This window comes from Neorhizobium sp. SHOUNA12A (genome assembly GCF_023006505.1).
GTDB lineage: Bacteria > Pseudomonadota > Alphaproteobacteria > Rhizobiales > Rhizobiaceae > Neorhizobium.
Genome location: NZ_JALBGV010000009.1, coordinates 91,997 through 109,476, shown reverse-complemented (window position 1 = coordinate 109,476; position 17,480 = coordinate 91,997). Strand labels below are relative to the sequence as shown.

16 protein-coding genes are annotated in these 17,480 nt (G+C 62.4%); 1 reads left to right on the top strand and 15 read right to left on the bottom strand.

Annotated elements, in window-relative coordinates; genetic code table 11:
* Nucleotides 1-36 precede the first annotated feature (36 nt).
* The 7 genes from MOV63_RS06910 to MOV63_RS06880 are packed head-to-tail and all read right to left on the bottom strand — an operon-like array spanning nt 37 to nt 7,586.
* Nucleotides 37-729 (bottom strand): hypothetical protein, encoded by a 693-nt coding sequence (locus MOV63_RS06910; protein WP_247032872.1) that lies wholly within the window; start codon nt 727-729, stop codon nt 37-39.
* 8 nt (nt 730-737) lie between these two features.
* Nucleotides 738-1,790: an ABC transporter ATP-binding protein gene (locus tag MOV63_RS06905; RefSeq protein WP_247032871.1), complete on the bottom strand. Its 1,053-nt coding sequence runs from the start codon at nt 1,788-1,790 to the stop codon at nt 738-740.
* A gap of 49 nt (nt 1,791-1,839) precedes the next feature.
* Entirely contained in the window at nt 1,840-2,682 is an 843-nt protein-coding gene (locus tag MOV63_RS06900; protein WP_247032870.1) for a carbohydrate ABC transporter permease, read from the bottom strand.
* Nucleotides 2,672-3,604 carry a carbohydrate ABC transporter permease gene (locus MOV63_RS06895; protein ID WP_247032869.1) on the bottom strand — a complete coding sequence of 311 codons (933 nt, stop codon included), beginning with the start codon at nt 3,602-3,604 and terminating at the stop codon, nt 2,672-2,674. The genes MOV63_RS06900 and MOV63_RS06895 overlap by 11 nt, the downstream gene beginning before the upstream one ends.
* 11 nt (nt 3,605-3,615) lie before the next feature.
* The gene (locus MOV63_RS06890; protein ID WP_247032868.1) at nt 3,616-4,887 is read right to left on the bottom strand and encodes a sugar ABC transporter substrate-binding protein; all 1,272 of its coding nucleotides are present in this window, start codon (nt 4,885-4,887) and stop codon (nt 3,616-3,618) included.
* Between the two features lie 51 nt (nt 4,888-4,938).
* The gene (locus MOV63_RS06885) at nt 4,939-6,540 is read right to left on the bottom strand and encodes an FAD-dependent oxidoreductase (protein ID WP_247032893.1); all 1,602 of its coding nucleotides are present in this window, start codon (nt 6,538-6,540) and stop codon (nt 4,939-4,941) included.
* Nucleotides 6,541-6,554: 14 nt separating this feature from the next.
* The gene (locus MOV63_RS06880) at nt 6,555-7,586 is read right to left on the bottom strand and encodes a LacI family DNA-binding transcriptional regulator (RefSeq protein ID WP_038543825.1); all 1,032 of its coding nucleotides are present in this window, start codon (nt 7,584-7,586) and stop codon (nt 6,555-6,557) included.
* A gap of 107 nt (nt 7,587-7,693) precedes the next feature.
* Here MOV63_RS06880 and MOV63_RS06875 point away from each other — a divergent pair, with 107 nt between their 5' ends.
* Nucleotides 7,694-8,353 (top strand): SGNH/GDSL hydrolase family protein, encoded by a 660-nt coding sequence (locus tag MOV63_RS06875; RefSeq protein ID WP_247032867.1) that lies wholly within the window; start codon nt 7,694-7,696, stop codon nt 8,351-8,353.
* A gap of 66 nt (nt 8,354-8,419) precedes the next feature.
* Here the strand turns inward: MOV63_RS06875 and MOV63_RS06870 are convergent, their stop codons facing one another.
* The 8 genes from MOV63_RS06870 to MOV63_RS06835 all read right to left on the bottom strand — a co-directional run bounded on the left by MOV63_RS06870 (nt 8,420) and on the right by MOV63_RS06835 (nt 17,473).
* Nucleotides 8,420-9,601 (bottom strand): mandelate racemase/muconate lactonizing enzyme family protein, encoded by a 1,182-nt coding sequence (locus MOV63_RS06870; protein ID WP_247032866.1) that lies wholly within the window; start codon nt 9,599-9,601, stop codon nt 8,420-8,422.
* A 10-nt stretch (nt 9,602-9,611) separates the two neighbouring features.
* Nucleotides 9,612-10,523 carry a dihydrodipicolinate synthase family protein gene (locus tag MOV63_RS06865; protein WP_247032865.1) on the bottom strand — a complete coding sequence of 304 codons (912 nt, stop codon included), beginning with the start codon at nt 10,521-10,523 and terminating at the stop codon, nt 9,612-9,614.
* Entirely contained in the window at nt 10,520-11,356 is an 837-nt protein-coding gene (locus tag MOV63_RS06860) for a carbohydrate ABC transporter permease (protein WP_247032864.1), read from the bottom strand. Before MOV63_RS06860 ends, MOV63_RS06865 begins: the two co-directional genes overlap by 4 nt.
* A gap of 1 nt (nt 11,357) precedes the next feature.
* Nucleotides 11,358-12,290, bottom strand: coding sequence for a carbohydrate ABC transporter permease (locus MOV63_RS06855; RefSeq protein WP_247032863.1), 933 nt, complete (start codon nt 12,288-12,290; stop codon nt 11,358-11,360).
* A 186-nt stretch (nt 12,291-12,476) separates the two neighbouring features.
* Nucleotides 12,477-13,748, bottom strand: a complete 1,272-nt coding sequence (locus MOV63_RS06850; protein ID WP_247032862.1) for an ABC transporter substrate-binding protein — start codon at nt 13,746-13,748, stop codon at nt 12,477-12,479.
* Between the two features lie 85 nt (nt 13,749-13,833).
* On the bottom strand, nt 13,834-14,640 hold the full coding sequence (locus MOV63_RS06845; protein ID WP_247032861.1) for an SDR family NAD(P)-dependent oxidoreductase: 807 nt from the start codon (nt 14,638-14,640) through the stop codon (nt 13,834-13,836).
* Nucleotides 14,637-15,731 (bottom strand): ABC transporter ATP-binding protein, encoded by a 1,095-nt coding sequence (locus MOV63_RS06840; protein WP_247032860.1) that lies wholly within the window; start codon nt 15,729-15,731, stop codon nt 14,637-14,639. The genes MOV63_RS06845 and MOV63_RS06840 overlap by 4 nt, the downstream gene beginning before the upstream one ends.
* Before the next feature lie 17 nt (nt 15,732-15,748).
* Nucleotides 15,749-17,473, bottom strand: a complete 1,725-nt coding sequence (locus MOV63_RS06835) for an SMP-30/gluconolactonase/LRE family protein (protein WP_247032859.1) — start codon at nt 17,471-17,473, stop codon at nt 15,749-15,751.
* Between the last annotated feature and the right edge of the window lie 7 nt (nt 17,474-17,480).

The window sequence follows — 17,480 nt, the reverse complement described above, 5'->3', positions numbered from 1 at the left end:
CGATCCGACGGAAGAAATTCAATCCATCGCCGCCACTCAGCCAGTTGCCGCCTCGACGATCGGACGCACCGCCTCCTCCAGGCTCTTGGGCGTCGTGCCGGTGACGATGACACCGAGCAGCGGCGCCGCGATGCCGGCCGCCTTCAGCCTTGCCATATCGGCGGCCACGAAACGCTTCTGGCTCGGCGCGATGACCGGAATGCCGGCCTTCGAGGTGATTTCCCTGTAGCGGCCGAGGTCGGTCTCGTCGAGCGGCCTGCCGTAATCGGCAAACGACGCAACAGACGCCTCCATCATCGCGCCGGGAATGGCGACGATGGTCTTCAAGTCCTCGTCAGTGCTATTCTCGCCGAGCGCCGGGATCGGGCGGAGCTTCGACTGCAGCAGATGCGGCTGAAGATGGTCGAAATAGACATTGAACCCTTCAAAACCAAGATCCGCCAAGGCATCGAGCTCGCCCGGCGTCGGCACCGTCTCCTGGCCGGCCATTACCAGCAGCGGCACCCCGAGCGGCGCCAGCGTCTCGAAAAACGGCCGCTCCTCGGCAAAACTGCCGAATGTCGTGCCGGTCGCGCGATGATAGGCGTTGAGATGCACCTTGATCGCAAATGCCCCCGCCCCGATCGCCGCCTTGGCAAGATCGAGGTCGTGGCGGGCGAGCGAGACGATGACCGGAAATTCGCCGCCGCGCAGCGCCTTGGTGAGCTTGGTTTCGGGGTAATTCGGCATCACGGGCCTCAGTTCAGACGCTGGCCGCCATCGGCGGCGAAGAGATGGATATTGCCGAGTTCCGGCCGCACCCGGATCGTTGCCCCCGGCGACAACGATACCCGCTCGCGAAACACGCCGGTCACCAGCGTCTCGCCAAGCTTCATCGTTACCTGCGTCTCGGAGCCCATCGGCTCGACCAGCACGATTTCCGCCGGCACGCCGTTCTCGTCCAGGGCGAAATGTTCGGGACGAATGCCGTAGACCGCCTTTCGGTCCTTGTGCTCGTGCGCTACCTCAGGCAGCGGCAGCATGATGCCGGGCGCCGAGAACCCTTCGGTCGTGATCGTGCCAGTGAGGAAATTCATCGACGGTGAGCCGATGAAGCCCGCAACGAACTGATTGGCCGGCCGGTCGTAAAGGTCGAGTGGTGCCCCGATCTGCTCGACCTTACCGCCGTTCAGTACGACGATCTTGTCGGCCATGGTCATCGCCTCGACCTGGTCGTGGGTGACGTAGATGGTGGTCGTCTTCAGTCTCTGGTGCAGGCTTTTGATCTCGCCGCGCATGACGACACGTAGTTTCGCGTCAAGATTGGAAAGCGGCTCATCGAACAGGAACACCTTGGGATCGCGCACGATCGCCCGGCCCATCGCAACACGCTGGCGTTGGCCGCCGGAAAGCTGGCGTGGGTAACGGTCGAGCAGCGGTGCGAGGCCAAGGATGTCGGCGGCCCATTTGACGCGTTCGGCGATCTCCGCCCTGCTGCCGCCGCGATGCTCCAGCGAGAAGCCCATATTGGTGGCAACGGTCATATGAGGATAGAGCGCATAGTTCTGGAAGACCATGGCGATGTCTCGGTCCTTGGGGTCGAGGTCGTTGACCACCCGCCCGCCGATATTCACCTCGCCGCCGGTAATTGTCTCCAGCCCGGCGACCATCCTGAGCAGCGTGGACTTGCCGCAGCCGGACGGGCCGACGAGCACCACGAACTCGCCATCGGTGATGCCGAGGTCGATGCCGTGGATGATGTCGACGGCGCCATAGCTCTTGCGGACATTGGAAAGGGTAACTTCAGCCATCAATCAGATTTCCGTTTCTTCAGCCCCAGTGTTTCAAAAGGTGAGTTTTTCAACCCTTGAGGCCGGTATGCGCGAGCCCTTCGACGAATTGCTTCTGCGCGATGATGAAGACGAGGAGAACGGGCAGCGCCGTCAGGGTCGCGGCCGCAAGCTGGATGTTCCACATCGGCCCGCCATAGGCGTCGGTATATTGTGTCAGCGCCTGCGGCAGCGTGAATTTGTCGGCGCTCGACAGGAACACGATCGGCTCCAGATAGAGGTTCCAGGAATGCAGGAAGGTGAAGATCGCCACAGAGGCGAGCGCCGGCCTTGCCAGCGGCAAGGCGATCTTTCGAAAGATCTTGAACCGCCCGAGACCATCGACCCGCGCCGCCTCTTCGAGCTCGGCAGGCAGCGCAATGAAGAACTGCCGCATCACGAATGTCGCGAACACGCTTGGCGCACCGAAGATCGGCACCAGGATCAGCGGCCAGTGGGTGTTGACCATGCCCGCCTTCAGGAACATCTGGAAAAGCGGCACGATCGTCACTTCCGACGGGATCAAGAGCCCCAGCAGCACGACCATGAAGATCGTATTGGCGAAGGGGAATTTGATCCGCGCAAAGGCGTATCCGGCCATGGAGGAGACGATCATGGTTCCGATCGTCACCAGCGCCGCGATGTAGGCCGAGTTCCAGTACTGCTTCACGAAGGGCTGCAGTTCGAAGACCTTGGCATAGGTCGTCCAGTCGTAGCTTTCCGGCATGAGCTGCGGCGGAAACGCAAAAATGTCGCTGATCGGTTTCACCGACGATGTCACCATCCACCACGTCGGGAAAACGAAGGGGATCAGGAGGACACAGAGCAGGCCGTAGAGAAACACTTGTCTGCGCGGGGAGAGTTCAGCTTTCATAAAAAACGATCCTCTTGCGCATCTGCCACTGGGTGAAGGTCAGCACGGCGACGATCACGAACAGCATGATCGACAGCGTCGAGCCGTAACCGAAGAAATGGAACTGGAAGGCCTGCTGGTAGAGGTAATAGACCAGCACCGTGGTCGTGAGGCCCGGCCCGCCTTGCGTCAGCACGGCGATCTGCGCGAACACCTGCAACGAGCCGACGATGGTGATGATCGAGGTCAAGAGGATGGTCGGGCTGATCAGCGGCAGGGTGATGCGACGGAACTGCTTGAAGCGCGGAGCGCCGTCGATGCGGGCCGCCTCGTAGAGTTCGTTCGGCACGCCCTGGAGGGCGGCGAGGAACAGGATCATGTTGAGGCCGACATTCTTGAACACCTGCACCACGATGACCGAGATCATCGCCGTCACCGGTTCGCGCAGCCAGTTCGGCCCGTCGATGCCGAAGACGAGCAGCACGCCGTTGATGCCGCCGTTCTTCTGCAACAGGAACCCCCAAACGATCGTCCAGGCGACCAGCGACACGACGACCGGCGAGAAGAACAGCGTGCGGAAGATGGTGATGCCGGCGAGCTTCTGGTTGAGCAGCACGGCAAGCAGCAGTGCTAGGCTCAGGTTGAAGATTACCAGCCCGGCGGAAAAAATCGCCGTCGCCCCGAGCACCGAAGGCAGGCTCGTGTCTTCGAGAAGCATCTGGTAGTTCGCGAGGCCCGTATAGGTGAAGGTATTGGCGAGCACGTTCCACTCGTGCAGCGAATACCAGAAGACGAGGCAGAGCGGGGTCAGCACGAAGAGCGTGATCCCGATCAGCTGCGGGGCGATGAATAGAAAGCCGGCGAGGCTGTCGCGCCGCGCGACCGTCCAGAACGACGATGAGGAGCGGCCTTCCGGATGGGCGGTTTGCTGCACGACAGCCATCAGCTATTCCCTTAGCGCTTCAGAAGCGGGCCGATCTGGCCGCAGATCTGCTGGAGGGCTGCCGGGATATTCGCATCCGGACGCCAGACGGCATCGAGGCCCGAACGAACCACCTGCTGGATCTGCGCAAAGCCGGTATGGCCCGGAATGACCTTGCCGGTGGCGATGCCGGAGATCACGACCTTGTCGATCTGCTCCTGGCTCAGCAGCGGATTGGTCTTCTTCAGGACTTCGGCGTTCAGCAGCGACTTGCGGGCCGACGGGAAGAACTGGCTGAGCTTGGCCGAGTTTTCCGGGTTCGTCATATAGGCGACGAATTCGGCGGCCGTCTTGGCGTTCTTGCCCGACTGCATGACGCCGACGCCGGCCTGGCCGATCAGCGCATAGTTGCCTGCCGGCCCCTTCGGCAGCGGCACGAGATCCCAGGCGAACGGCTTGTCCTTCGGCAGCAGCGAGGCGCGGCTGATCTGAGTGATCGTCATTGCCGCATTGCCGGCGAAGAAGTCGACGCTTTCGCCGGGGCCCGGCATCGCCTTGTTCTTGAAGACGGCGTCATGAATGAAGGTCAGCGCGTCAACCATCGGCTTTTCGGTCATCGTGCAGGTCTTGCCGTCGGCACTCCATGGCGATGCGCCCCAGCCGTTCCAGACGGAGGCAAGGTTCTGCCAGATCTGATAGTTGAAGTCGCGGACGATCAGGCCACCCTTGCCAGTCTTGCCGACGGTGGATGCGGTGGCGATGGCGTTGTCCCATGTCCACTGGTTGGCGGCGATCATTTCCGCCGGGGTCTTGGCGCCGGAAGCCTTGATGAGGTCGTTATTGACGAACATCGCAAACGGCGAGGTCGAGAACGGATAGGCAAACAGCTTGCCGTCCTTGGTCCAGCGCTCGGCGGCTGTGGCGCTCAGCTCTTCTGCATTATAGCCCTTGGTGGACTTGAGCGTGTCCGTCAGCGGATAGAGCGCGCCGGAATTGACGAAGTCATAGGCGGCCGTCTCGAAGATCCAGGCCATGTCGGGCGCATTGCCGCCGGCGATCTGGGTCGTCAGTGCCGTCGTATAAGTATCGAACGGCAGCGACTCATAGGTCACCGTCACGTTCGGATGGTCTTTTTTGAAGCCCGCGGCGATGTCGCTGAACAGCTTCAGATGCGCCTCGTTGGCGCTCCAGATGGTCATGCGCAGGTTGACAGCGTCCTGGGCGTTGGCGAAGCCGCTCCAGCAGAGCGGCACGGCCACGGCCAATGCCGCGACCGCAGATTTCAAAGTCCGATGATAGTTCATTCCCGTTCCTCCTCCAAAGGTTGGTTTTGATAGACAGTCCATTGGCCGTCCTTAGTAGGCCGCGATATCCGGCCAGCGCATTTCGATGCCTTCACGGCTGAGCTCTCTCTGGAAATTCTGGAGCTTCTCGTCACTTTCCTGGACCTGATGCGGCGTAAGGTTTTTGTCGAGGCAATGGGCGGCGAGCATGCCGGCGACTTCGCCGATGTTCCATTCGACCGGGTGCAGCCGGTAGCAGCCATTGGTGATGTGGGTGGTGCCGATATTCTTGCCGGCCGGGATGAGGTTCTTCACCCGCTCAGGCAGAAGTGCACCGAGCGGAATCTCGAACGGGCAGGACGGCACGTCGATATAGTTGTCGCCGCCGGTCGAGGGATGCAGGTCGATCCGGTACATGCCGATGCCGATGCTGTCGCGGTAGTTGACCGCGCCCTTTTCGCCGCGCACCGAATAGGAGAGGTCCTGCTCGACGATGCGGGTGACTGGCCTGATGCGGCGGCTCTCGCGGATATAGGGAGCCATGGCAAGCCCGTGCTCGGTGCCGGTAATGTCGCCGCGCAGGCGAAGCCCCGGAAAACCCTGGCCGCCATCGACGCGCGGCGCTTCGGTCTGCAGCCAGTAGAACAGCGAGTAGGAAAGGTCGGCAGCCGATTTCAGCTGCTTTGCCTTGTCCTCTTCGGAAAGGTCGATGATCGTGCCTTCCATGTAGTCGATCATCGGCCAGTTCACGAGGCAGATGTCTGAGGCGTAGGCGCCGGGCACGAAGTTATTGCGCGCGGCGATGCGCCGGAAGATCCACAGGTTCTCGTCGCCGCCACCCTTGCGCTGGTCGGCATCGACGGCGAGCGGATCGTCATTCGGATTGGGCGCGAACGAGCGGGTGGTGAAATCGAGCGTGCGCGGATGCGGCGCGGTGAAGCCAAGCAGCGGGCCGCCCCAGAAATGCGGCTGGTACGTGCGCCAGTAGTCGTAATTTTCCGGCTTGTCGATCGTCTGATCGCCATCGACGTGATCGATCGCAAAGCAGATCGACACGGCCTGGACGTTGTCCGGCTGCGCTTGCGGTGGCGCACTCGGCTCGCCGGTGTCGGACTGGGCCTCGAAGCCCTTCACATATTCGGTGCCGGTCATCGGCAGCAGATCGCCGAGCTCCGTTGCGTCGAGGATATAGGCGGCGGAGATGGTGATCTCTCGACCGGTGTCGCGATGCCGAACGGTAACGGAGCGAACCGTATCCCCATCGACATCGGCGGCGACCGGGCGATAGGGCTGCAGCACCTTCAGCTTGCCGGCGCCGCGATAGGGCGCAAGCATGGCTTCCATGACGGCAAGGCTGACGCGCGGTTCGGCGCAGATGCGGCTGACCCAGCCGGAACCGGGATTGAGGTCGCCCCAGGCGCGGGCGCCCTCGGTCAGAGGATAGTGGTCGCGGTAATACCGGCGGATGCCTTCCCGCAGCTTCCGGTAAGAGCGGGTGATGCCGAACTGCTCGACCCAGGTATGTTCGTCGGAGGGCACTGCCTGGCTGGTCAGCTGGCCGCCGATCCAGTCGAACTCCTCGGTCATGATCACGCTGCGGCCGGCCCGGCATGCACCAAGTGCTGCCGCAACACCGCCGAGACCGCCGCCTACCACCAGAATATCCGTATGCATCTCTGTCACGTTGATCATGTCCGTCTTTTTGCGGGTCCAAGGGTTTCCCCCTCGACCGGTTCACAGGTCAGAAGAATTTGTTGGCCGGCATCGCCGCTCTCGATGCGGCGCACCAGCATGGCTGTCGCCTGCCGGCCCATCTCCTCGCGGGGGATGTCGAAGGCGGTGAATTGCACATGGCTGCGTTCCGCGCGGATATGGCTACCGAGCACGACGGCCGAAAAATCACCGGGGATGGACAGGCCACGCGCGCGCGCAGCCGCCTCGACACGCACCGCATCGGCGAGCTCGACAAAGAAGGCGACAGTCGCACCGCTGCCGAAAAGAGCGTCCAGTATCTCGTCTGCCGCACGTCCCGCCGTTTCGATATGCAGGACAAGCTCGAGACCGTCGCCGAGAGCACCGTCAAAGCCCGACCACCGATCGGCAGTCGATTCCGCCGGTCCCGGTGGGCCGATATAGGCGAGCTTCGAATGCCCGAGCGCCCCTGCCTTCTCGACGAGCGCCCGCGTGCCGTTCGCATAATCGCCGCCGACATAGGGGACCGGCCCGCCGGCGTCCTCGCGTCGGCCGATCGCCACGAACGGATAGTCGCCGGATACAAGTCGCGTCAGCTCCGCGCGGTCGAATTCGCGGCCGAGCACGAGGCAGCCATCGGCGATCCTCAGGCGGTTGCCGTCGGCAAAGATTTTTCGATCCTGCCCGACGCCGGCCCCTGTCAAAAGCAGAAGGTCGTAATTCTGGATCTGCGCCTCTTCCTCGATGCCGAGCAGGAAGGGCGTGAAGAAGTCTGCCTGGGCGCTTGGAAACGCCGGCTCGTAGGTGAACACGCCGAGAATGCGATTGAGCCCCTTCGCCATCCGGCGCGCGATGGGATCGGCAACATAACCGGTGGTGCGGATGACCTGCTGGACGCGCTCGCGGGTCTCCTGCGGAATACGCGCCAGAGCTGTCGGTGCGCCGTTCAGCACAAGCGAAACGGTCGCCTGGCTGACGCCGGCCAATTTCGCAATATCGTGCTGGGTCAAACGCTTAGGCGCAGCCACGCAACATCCTCCCTGTCTCCTCTTGACTGCTAATGCGTATTAGCAGCTAATACGTATAAACAAGATTGCACCGGCTGCTGTCAAGCGGGAAAATGAAGGAAAAGTTGATGATATTTGCGGAGCATCTGAAATCGCTTTCAATTTCCGGCACCCGCGTATTCGGCGACAGCATCACCGCCGGCTTCAACGCCTCCCGCCCCGAACTCGCCTGGCCGGCTCTGTTTGCCGGTGCGGTCGATGGCTTCCCGATCCGCAATCACGCCATCCCGGGAACGGTGTTGCAGGGCTCAAGGTTCGCCGAGGGAAAGCCGAGGCCGAACAATGGAGTCGGGAGGTTTTTTGAATCACTTCTTGATCGGCCGCACGAGGACGCGATCCTGATCCTCTATGGTTACAATGACGCCCGCTACACCGCGGCTCCGGAGACCATGAACGTCGCAGGCTTCGTGCGGGATTATAGCCGTATCCTGAAGGCGTTGATCGCCGCCGGACATGGGCAAAGGATCGCGATCGGCAGCCCGCCCTATATTCCGGATGCCGGGTTCTCGGTTGGAAGCGCAGGGTTCACCGGCCAGACTCGCCAGGGCTTTGAGCGTTATGTGGAAGCGGTCCGCGAGCTTGCCCGGCAATTCCCGGTTTTCTATGCCCCGGTCTACGAAAGGATGATGGAGCACGGCGACGGACTTCTCGCCTCGCCCGACATCACCCACCCCAACGACGCCGGCCACCGGGTGATCTTCGAAGCGTTCCGCGATGCCGCACGGTGATGATCTCAGGCGCTGCGCCCAGTCGCCGTCCGGCGACAGCCCCTTCAACAGTCGACGTCGATCCTGTCACCGTCTGACGACAAACTCGAACACTTCCTCCTTCGGCTCGACGCCGAGACCGGCACCGGTCGGCACCACATAGGTGCCCTCGCCTGACGCCATGTCGCCCTTTGTATAGGTGAGGTTCCGGTCGAAGATCGAGTGCTGGTATTCGTGATAGGGCACGTTCTGCAGCGCCGACGCGGCCTGCAGGCTGGCCGCCATGAAGATGCCGACGCTGATCGATGCGTGCGGCATGATGTTCATGTGGAAGGCCTGCGCCATCTGGCCGATGCGGATGAACTCGGTAATGCCCGTATGCCCCATTTCCGGCTGCACGATGCTCATCGCCCGCTTTTCGAACCGTGGCCTGTATTCATAGGTGGTGCGCAATTCCTCGCCGAGCGCCAGCGGCACGCCGATGCCGGCCGCAACCCGCGCCTGCCCCTGGAGGTTCTCCGGCTGTACCGGCGCTTCGGCAAAATAGAGATTGTAGGGCTCCAGCCGCCGGATGATGCGGATCGCCTCGCCCGCCTCGAATTTCCAGTGCAGGTCGACCATCAGGTCGATATCCGGCCCGACCGCTTCGCGCAGAGCCGCCATTTCCTTGACGATATCCTCATCGGAGACCACCGCCGCGAACTTGATGCCCTTGTAGCCCTTGCCAACCCAATGGACGGCCAGATCGCAACGCTCCTTCAGCGTCGCTTTCGGCAGCCCGGAGACATAGGCGCGGATCGTATCGTACCGCCGCCCGCCGAGCAGAGTGGAGACCGGCACCCCGAGGTTCTTGCCGGTCAGGTCCCAGAGGGCGATATCGACACCCGCCAGCGCATCGAGGTAGTAGCCACCGAAGAAACCCCGCACCCGCATCAGGTCATAGAGATCCTCGTGAATAACCGCCGCATCGCCCGGATCGCGGCCGATGATGACCGGGCCGAGCACGTCGTCGATGATCGCCTTGGTCGCTTCGGGAGCGACGATGCCGTAACACTCACCCCAGCCGACCTTGCCGCTCTCGCCGGTGACCTTGATCAGCAGCGTCATGTCGGTCGAGGGATAGATGGTGCGGTTGCCCTTGCGGATCAGGTAACCGCGCGCGTTGATCGCCTCGCCCTCTTTCAGCGGCCCAAGATAGGGCACCTCGCGGGGAATGGAGATGATGAAGGTCTCGACCGAGACGATCGCATCGACGACGTTTTTTGGCATGGGTTCCGGCTCAATTGGGCTTGTGATTGGTATAGGGCAGATCGGCCTCCGCCAGAAGCAACGCCAGTTCCCTGGCATCGCCCTCGTCGAATTTCGGTCCCTTGCCGCGCACGAAGGTGTGCTTGATCACACCGCGGCGGCGCAGCACTTCCTTGGTCATGTGCATGCGGAAGATGGCCTGGAAATTCAGGAGCGGCAGAGAGACGTTATAGAGTTTTCGTGTCGTCGCGACATCGCCCTTCTGCCAGGCATGGATCATCTGAGCGTGGATATCGGCAAGCTCGGCGGCGGGCATGGTGCCGGCCGCACCGCGCGCCAGTTCGTCGGTGATGTAACGCCCGCCGGCCCCCCCGAAGATCGCGTCAAGCGAACCGTTGGCCGCCGCCTTGATCCGGGTCAGATGCTGGCCGCAGGGCGCGGTCTCTTCCTTGACGTAGCGGATTTCAGGCACGGCATTGGCAACTGCCGCCACCTCTTCCGGCGTCAGCCCCGCGCCGATCGGCTTCGGTTGGTTCTGCAGCATGATCGGCACGCCGGCATTGGCAGCGACTTCCCTGAAATAAGCAGTCTGCGCGGCGATGTCGTTCCCGAGCGAAAGCGGCGCCATCACCATGGCCGCCCCTGCCCCGATCTTCGCCGCCTGCGCCACGTGCTTGGCCGCAGCCTTCGGATCCGGGTCGCTGGCGCCGATAATGATCGGGATGCGCCCGCCGATCCGCTCCGCCAGCAGTTCCACCTGCCGCTTGCGCTCCTCCGGCGTCAGCGTGTCCACTTCGCTGGCGACCCCCGGATAAACGACGCCGTCCACATTGCTCTCCAGCGCAAAATCGATGATCGACAGGAAATCCGCCTCGTCGATCGAACCATCGTCGCGGAACGGTGTGGGAAGAACGGGGAAAGCCCCGGCGAGGATCTTGCTCATTTGACTGCTCCGGCGGTGACGCCCTGAATGAAATAACGTTGGAGGAACATGAAGGCCGCAACGATGGGCGCAGACGCGATCAGCGATGCCGCCATGGCGCCGCCCCAGTCGGAATTGACCTCGTTGAGATAGGTGAGAAGCAGGCCAGGCCCGATGGTGCGCTTCTCGTCCGAGACGATCAGCGTCATCGAATAGAGAAGGTCGTTCCAGGACCACATGAAGGAATAGAGGAATACCGTGACGATCGGCGGGATCGAGATCGGGATGACGATCGTATGGAAGATCCTGAGATCGCTCGCGCCATCCGCCCGCGCCGCATCGATCAGCTCGTCCGGCACCTGGGTAAAGTAGCTGTAGAGCATGTAGGTCGAGACCGGCAGCGCAAAGACGATATAGCTGAGGATCAGGCCCGGCCTTGTGTCGAGCAGGTTCAGCTCGCTCATCAGCGGATAGATGGAGATCAGCAGCAGGCCGAACGGAAACATCTGCGCCGAGAGCATGAACAACATCACCGGCTGGCGGCCGAAATAACGGTATTTGGCGAAGCTGAAGCCGGCATAAAGCGCCAGCAGCGTCACCAGCGCGGCGCTGCAGGTCGAAGTGATCAGGCTGTTCATCAGGTACATCGGCAACTTGCCGGCAGTCAGCGCCCGGATGAAATGCTCGAGACTCGGCATCGTCGGAAACGGCGTCGGCACCACCCGGTAGAGCTCGGCATTCGCCTTCAGCGACGAGATCACCAGCCAGTAGAGCGGGAAGAACAGGAAGAAGCCGATCACAGCAAGGGCGGCAAAAAAGACGATTTTTGCCTGACGGGAGGAAAGGTCGAACATCTCAGTTTCCTTTCACCAGCATGCGCAGATAGAGGAAGGCGGGCGGTAGGAGCGCTGCAACCCAGAGCACGCCGACAGCGGAGGCAAAGCCGATATCCCATTGCTCGAAAGCGCGGCGATAGACCTCGACGGAGAGAACCGTCGTCGCCCGCACCGGTCCGCCGCCGGTCAGCGCATAAATCGTATCGAACTGCTGCAGATTGCCGATTACGCCGAGAACCACGACGATCATCAGAACCGGGCGCAGGTGCGGCAGGATATGGTCGCGCAGCACCGCCCAGTTTCCGGCGCCGTCGACGCGGGCGGCATCGATCTGCTCCTTGTCGAGGTTTTGCAGGCCGGCCAGGAAGAAGGACATGAAGAGTGGGATGGAGAGCCAGATCTTGGTCAGCACCACGGCGAGCATCGCGCCTTCAGGCGTCGACAGCCAGGCCTGTGGGTAGTCAATCAGCCCCAGTTCCATCAGCAAGGCGTTGAGCACGCCGTAACGGGAATTGAAGATCCAGCCCCAGATGAAGGCGCTGACCGTCGAGGGCAGCACCCAGGGCAGCAGCGACAGCGATCGCAGCACCGCACGGCCGGCAAACTGCTGGTTCATGATCAGCGCCCAGCCGAGACCGGCGACCAGCGTGCCCGTTGTCGTCAACACCACGTAAATGGCCGTCGTCCAGAACGCCGCCCAGACATCCGGGTCCGACGCGATCTTATAAAAATTCTCGAAGCCGATGAAACGCGGCTCCATCATCTCGACGGTGTATTCGAACAGCGACAGGCCAAGCGCCGACAGAAACGGATAAAGGATGACCGCGGCAAAGGCGACTGCCGCCGGCAGCAGCAGAAGAAGCCCGATGCGGTTCTGCCCGGCTTTCAGCCCCCCGCGGTTCGCATGCGGCGAGACCGGATAGGCTCCGACATTGTTTTCGATCACGGCCATGGAGGCTATTTCCTGTAGATATCATTATGCCGCAGGCACAGAGCACGACGCCCCCTCACCCGGCCTCCGCTATGCTCGGCCACCCTCTCCCCGCTGGGGAGAGGAGGGACGGCGGCAGCGCGGCATATCTCTTCTCCCCTCGGGGAGAAGGTGCCGGCAGGCGGATGAGGGGGAGCCTCGACCGACCTATTCCGACTTCTTCGCCTTCTCCATGCTGGTCGTCAGCCGAGCCTGCATGGACTTGATGGCATCGTCGGCAGACTTCTGGCCGAGCAGCGCGCCCTGCACTTCCTCGCCGATGATGTTGGTGAGGTCGGCGGCATTGGACCAGATGCCGACTTCGTTGCGGCGGGCGTCTCCCGTCGCAGCCGACCAGTTCTTGAGATAGGCGTCGTCGGCAACCGCCGCGCGGGCGGACTTGGTGACCGGCAGCGCGCTCATCTTCAACGGAAGGTCCGTCTGCACCTTGTCCGAAATGATGTAGGTCAGGAACTTGTCGGCCGGATCATCCGCCTTGGCCTTGCCGGCGGCTGCGAACTGCACGAGCAGATGTCCCCACTGGACGGAAACAGACTTGTCACCTGCCTTCAGCACAGGTGTCGGCATCGGCAGCACGTTGGCATCGAAGGCCTGGCCTTTGCCGGAGAAATCACGCAGGAAGGTTCGCGTCTGCGGGGCGTCGAGATAGAAGGCCGAAGCGCCCTGCGCCAGCAGGCGGCGCGAGTCCGGGCGGTCGATTTCCGGAGCAGCCAACCGGTCTTTCAGCAAGCCGACCATGAAGCCGAGCGCATCGCGGCTCTGCTGGCTGTCGACGACGACCTTGCCGGCGTCGTCAATGATCCGGCCGCCATGCACCCAGTTCCAGACCATGAAGTCGATCAGGATCGAGCCGTTGTTTTTGGTCGCCATGGAGTACGGCACCGAGTTGGGCACCTTGTCGCGCACCGAGATCAGAGCTTTCTTGAAGTCATCAACGGTCTTCGGCACGTCATTGATGCCGGCCTTCGCAAGCACTTCCTTATTGGCCACCATGCCGATCGAACCGGACAGAAGCGGCAGCGCAAGCTGCTTGCCGTTGATATTGCCCATGGCGAGCGCATCCGGCGCGAAAGCCGCCTGGAGCTTGTCCTTGCCGTAGACCGTGTTCAGGTCGACAAGATTGTCGAGGCTCGCGAAGGTCGGCAGCCAGCGTTCGGAAAGCTGGGCGACATCGGGCAGAGTCTTCGACCGGGCGCGCAGAAAGATATTCTTCTGCATGTCGCCCCAGGCGAAGCCGAGCGGCTCGACCGTCAGCTTCTCGGCCTTCTGAAAATTGTCCAGGACACCCTGGACGATCGCCTTGTTGGCCTCTTCCGCGTAAGTGAAGCTCATGAAGCTGAGATCGGCTGCCTTGGCGGCACCGGAGCCGAGCGCAAGCGCGACAGCGGCGGTGCCGATCAGTCTGGTAAAGGTGTTCATCAGATCCTCCCGAAACGATGATGATGGAACTCTGTTTCAACCCGAAAAAGGTCAAGCGGCGAGCGCCGTATCCGCCTTGCCTTTGTTAGACGACGCCTCCATCGACGATGAATGTCTGTGACGTGATGAGGCGGGAATCGTCTGCCGCCAGGAACAGCGCCATGCGGGCGATATCAGGCGGCAGCAGATGCTCCTTGAGGCACTGAACCTCGAGGTATTCGGAAAACTTGCCCTGGTAGACACGCTTGGCGCGCTCCACCTGGCGCTCGGTCAGCACCCAGCCGGGCGCAATCGAGTTGACACGGATATTGCGTGTCCCCAATTCGCGGGCGAGCGACTTGGTCATGCCCATGACGGCGGATTTGGCGGTCGTATAGAAGATCAGCCCGGCAGCACCACGCATCCACGAGATCGAGCCCATGTTGATGATCGACCCGCCACCAGCCTCCGCCATTTCCGGCACGACCGCCTGAACAGCAAAGAACTGATGGCGCAAATTGGTCTGGAAACGCTCGTCCCAATAGTCCGGCGTCACGTCTTCGAGCGGCATGCGATCGTCATTGCCGGCATTGTTGACGAGCACTCGGATAGGGCCGATCTCGGATCGGAGTGCCTCGATCCCTTCCTTCAGGGCGTCGATGTCACGCAGATCCGCCGCACGATAGAACGGGGTATTGCCGGTCTTCCTGCCGACCGTTTCGGCCGTCTCGTCGGCCACATTGGCATTAAGGTCGAGAAAGCCGACCTTGCAGCCCTGGGCGCAGAAATGCTCGACAAGCGACGCGCCGATGCCCGATCCTCCGCCGGTGATCAGCACGCCCCTGCCCTTGAGGCTCGGATATGTCGCGGCCTCGACCTCAACCTTTGCAATGAGTTCGGGATGGATGGTCATGCGGCCTCCAGGGCAACGGGACGCGCGGAGGCAAGCGAAAGGCCGGCGGCGGAAAAGACGTGGATCATCGCCGGGTCGACATGGACGCCAATCGGCTCGCTACGCTTGACGGCGCGATCGCCGGACAGGCGCACGACGACCATCTCATCGGAACCTTCGAGCGCCACATAGGCATAGGTGTCGCTGCCGAGATGTTCGGTCATGGTGACGGTCCCAGCGAGCGAATCCGGGGCGCCGCGGCTCACCAGCTCCACATGCTCCGGCCGGATGCCGATCTCTGCCGGCGCGGAGGACAGGTCGCGCGGCAGACGCACTTCTCCGCCCGGAACAGTAAAGACGCCTTCGCTCTTCCTGGCGCCGAGGCTCAGGAAATTCATCCGCGGCGACCCGATGAAGCCCGCGACGAAGCGGTTGACCGGCTTGTTGTAGAGGTCGAGCGGCGAACCGATCTGTTCGACGCGGCCGGAATTCAGCACGACGATCTTGTCCGCCAGCGTCATCGCCTCGATCTGGTCGTGGGTCACATAGACCATCGTCGTGCCGAGCGTATCCTTCATCCGGGCGATCTCGATGCGCATCTCGACGCGCAGCGAGGCATCAAGGTTGGAAAGCGGCTCATCGAACAGGAAGATGCGCGGTTCGCGCACGATGGCACGGCCGATCGCGACGCGCTGGCGCTGACCGCCGGAAAGCTGGCGGGGCTTGCGCTCCAGATAGGTGTCGATGCGGAGTTTCCTGGCCGCCTGGACGACGCGGGCATCGATCTCCTGCTTCGGCGTGCCAGCGAGTCTCAGCGCATAACCCATGTTTTCGGCAACCGTCATATGCGGATAGAGCGCATAGGACTGGAAGACCATGGCAATGCCGCGCTTGGCCGGCGGCACGTCGTTCACCAGTTCCCCGTCGATCGCCATCTTGCCCGAGGTGATTTCGTCGAGACCACAGATGAGACGCAGCAGCGTTGATTTTCCGCAGCCCGACGGACCGACGAAAGCGACGAATTCGCCGTCTTCGACCGTCAGGTCGATTCCCTTGAGGACTTCGGCCGAACCGAAGGATTTGCGGATGTCTTTGAGTTCAAGCTTGGCCATGGGTATCTCTTGAGTTCTCAGCCCGCGAACATCTGGGCTGCCTGGCCCTTGATGCCGGTATCGATGGAAAACACACTGCCCGAGAGCGGCGCTTCGGAAAGCTGCGCTGCCGAAAGCCGGATGCGGGCGGACGTCACGAACAGGGTCTGCATGTCGGGACCGCCGAAGACGCAGCTCGTCGGGCGCGGTATCGGCAGGTTGATCACCCGCTCCACCTTGCCCTGCGGATCGTAGCGGGTAACGCACCAGCCGTCCCAATGGGCGATCCATACGAAACCTTCCGCATCAACCGTCATGCCGTCCGGCTTGCCTTCGGCTTCCGGCACGGTGATAAAGGTCCGGCGATTGGCGACTTCGCCGTTTTCGATATCGAAATCATAGGCATAGACCGTCTGCCGGTTGGTATCGGTGAAATAGAAGGTGCGGTCGTCCGGGCTCCAGCCAAGACCGTTCGAGACGTGGAAACCGCGATCCATCTCCCGCGACCGCCCGTCCGGATCGATCCTCCAGAGCCGCCCCTGGTCCGGCGTCGTGTCGATCGCGAGCGTACCGGCCCAAAGCCTGCCGCGACGGTCGCACTTGCCGTCGTTGAAACGATTGCCGGGACGGTCTGCCTCCGGCCGCGAGATCGTCGTGATGTCGCCGGTCGAAAGATCGATGCCGCGAATCTCGCCATGCATGGCGGCGACGAAACCGCCGCGCGCGCGGGGTATCACGAAACCAATCAGCTCCGGCAACTGCATGGACGTATAGGTGCCCTTGGCGGGGTCGCCCGTATGCACGGCCGGCGCCAGGATATCGACAAAATAGAGCTTCTTGTGCTCCGGCGACCAGTGCGGGCCCTCGCCGAGAAACGTGCTTGCCGGAATGACGCAGCGCACGTCGGCGCGATCGGGGCCGAGAGGACGCGGCTTGACCGCAAGCGACATGGGAAACTCTCCAAAATTACCGGATGTGCGGCGCGCCGCCTCGATGACGTCGCGGCCGAAAGCGTGCAGCCGGTCGACCGGCAGCCGGAAGGATGGGCCGATAATGCCGATCGCGCCGATCGGTTCGCCGCGATGGTTGAGGACGGGTGCGGCGACCGAGGAAATGCCGATATGCTGCTCATCGACCGAGACGGCGTAACCGCGGGCCTTGGTAAGATCGAGCTGGCGGCTCAGCTCCTCGGCATTGACGATCGTGTTCGGGGTCAGTCGCTCCAGTTCGATGCCGTCGAGCAGCGCGCGGCGTTTTTCGAGCGTCAGATGCGCCAGGATCGCCTTGCCGAGGCCGCTGGCATGCGGTGCTGCGCGCGAGCCGACGCCATTGTTGAGGCGCAGCGGTTGCGGCACTTCCCGCTGGTCGATGTAAAGAACGCTGCCGCCGTCGAGCACGCCGAGACGGATCGCCTCGCCCGTCAGGTCGCGAAGCCGCGCCAGTTCCGGTTCGGCAGCCCCGCGCAGATCGAAATTGTCCCACACCTTATGAGCCCATTGGAACACCCGCGGCGCCAACCGGTAGACCTGGTCGCGTGTATCGAAGTGGAGCAGCCGCTCGTCGACCAGCGCCTGCAGCAGCCGGTGCAGCGTGCCCTTCGGCAATTGAGTCTGGTCGAGCAGCTCGGTGAAGCGCAGGCCGCGGGCTTCGGCCGCCACGGCATCGACAATCTGAATGCCGCGCGTCAGCGCCTGAACACCCGGCACGCTGCCGGTATCATTGGCGACATCCTTGTCGATCGCTTCCAATTGTACCTTGGCCATGCCCTCT

Coding starts and splice junctions, on each gene's coding strand:
- MOV63_RS06910 (WP_247032872.1), bottom strand. CDS start 729: ATGCCGAATTACCCCGAAACCAAGCTCACCAAGGCGCTGCGCGGCGGC.
- MOV63_RS06905 (WP_247032871.1), bottom strand. CDS start 1,790: ATGGCTGAAGTTACCCTTTCCAATGTCCGCAAGAGCTATGGCGCCGTC.
- MOV63_RS06900 (WP_247032870.1), bottom strand. CDS start 2,682: ATGAAAGCTGAACTCTCCCCGCGCAGACAAGTGTTTCTCTACGGCCTG.
- MOV63_RS06895 (WP_247032869.1), bottom strand. CDS start 3,604: ATGGCTGTCGTGCAGCAAACCGCCCATCCGGAAGGCCGCTCCTCATCG.
- MOV63_RS06890 (WP_247032868.1), bottom strand. CDS start 4,887: ATGAACTATCATCGGACTTTGAAATCTGCGGTCGCGGCATTGGCCGTG.
- MOV63_RS06885 (WP_247032893.1), bottom strand. CDS start 6,540: ATGCATACGGATATTCTGGTGGTAGGCGGCGGTCTCGGCGGTGTTGCG.
- MOV63_RS06875 (WP_247032867.1), top strand. CDS start 7,694: ATGATATTTGCGGAGCATCTGAAATCGCTTTCAATTTCCGGCACCCGC.
- MOV63_RS06870 (WP_247032866.1), bottom strand. CDS start 9,601: ATGCCAAAAAACGTCGTCGATGCGATCGTCTCGGTCGAGACCTTCATC.
- MOV63_RS06865 (WP_247032865.1), bottom strand. CDS start 10,523: ATGAGCAAGATCCTCGCCGGGGCTTTCCCCGTTCTTCCCACACCGTTC.
- MOV63_RS06860 (WP_247032864.1), bottom strand. CDS start 11,356: ATGTTCGACCTTTCCTCCCGTCAGGCAAAAATCGTCTTTTTTGCCGCC.
- MOV63_RS06855 (WP_247032863.1), bottom strand. CDS start 12,290: ATGGCCGTGATCGAAAACAATGTCGGAGCCTATCCGGTCTCGCCGCAT.
- MOV63_RS06850 (WP_247032862.1), bottom strand. CDS start 13,748: ATGAACACCTTTACCAGACTGATCGGCACCGCCGCTGTCGCGCTTGCG.
- MOV63_RS06845 (WP_247032861.1), bottom strand. CDS start 14,640: ATGACCATCCATCCCGAACTCATTGCAAAGGTTGAGGTCGAGGCCGCG.
- MOV63_RS06840 (WP_247032860.1), bottom strand. CDS start 15,731: ATGGCCAAGCTTGAACTCAAAGACATCCGCAAATCCTTCGGTTCGGCC.
- MOV63_RS06835 (WP_247032859.1), bottom strand. CDS start 17,473: ATGGCCAAGGTACAATTGGAAGCGATCGACAAGGATGTCGCCAATGAT.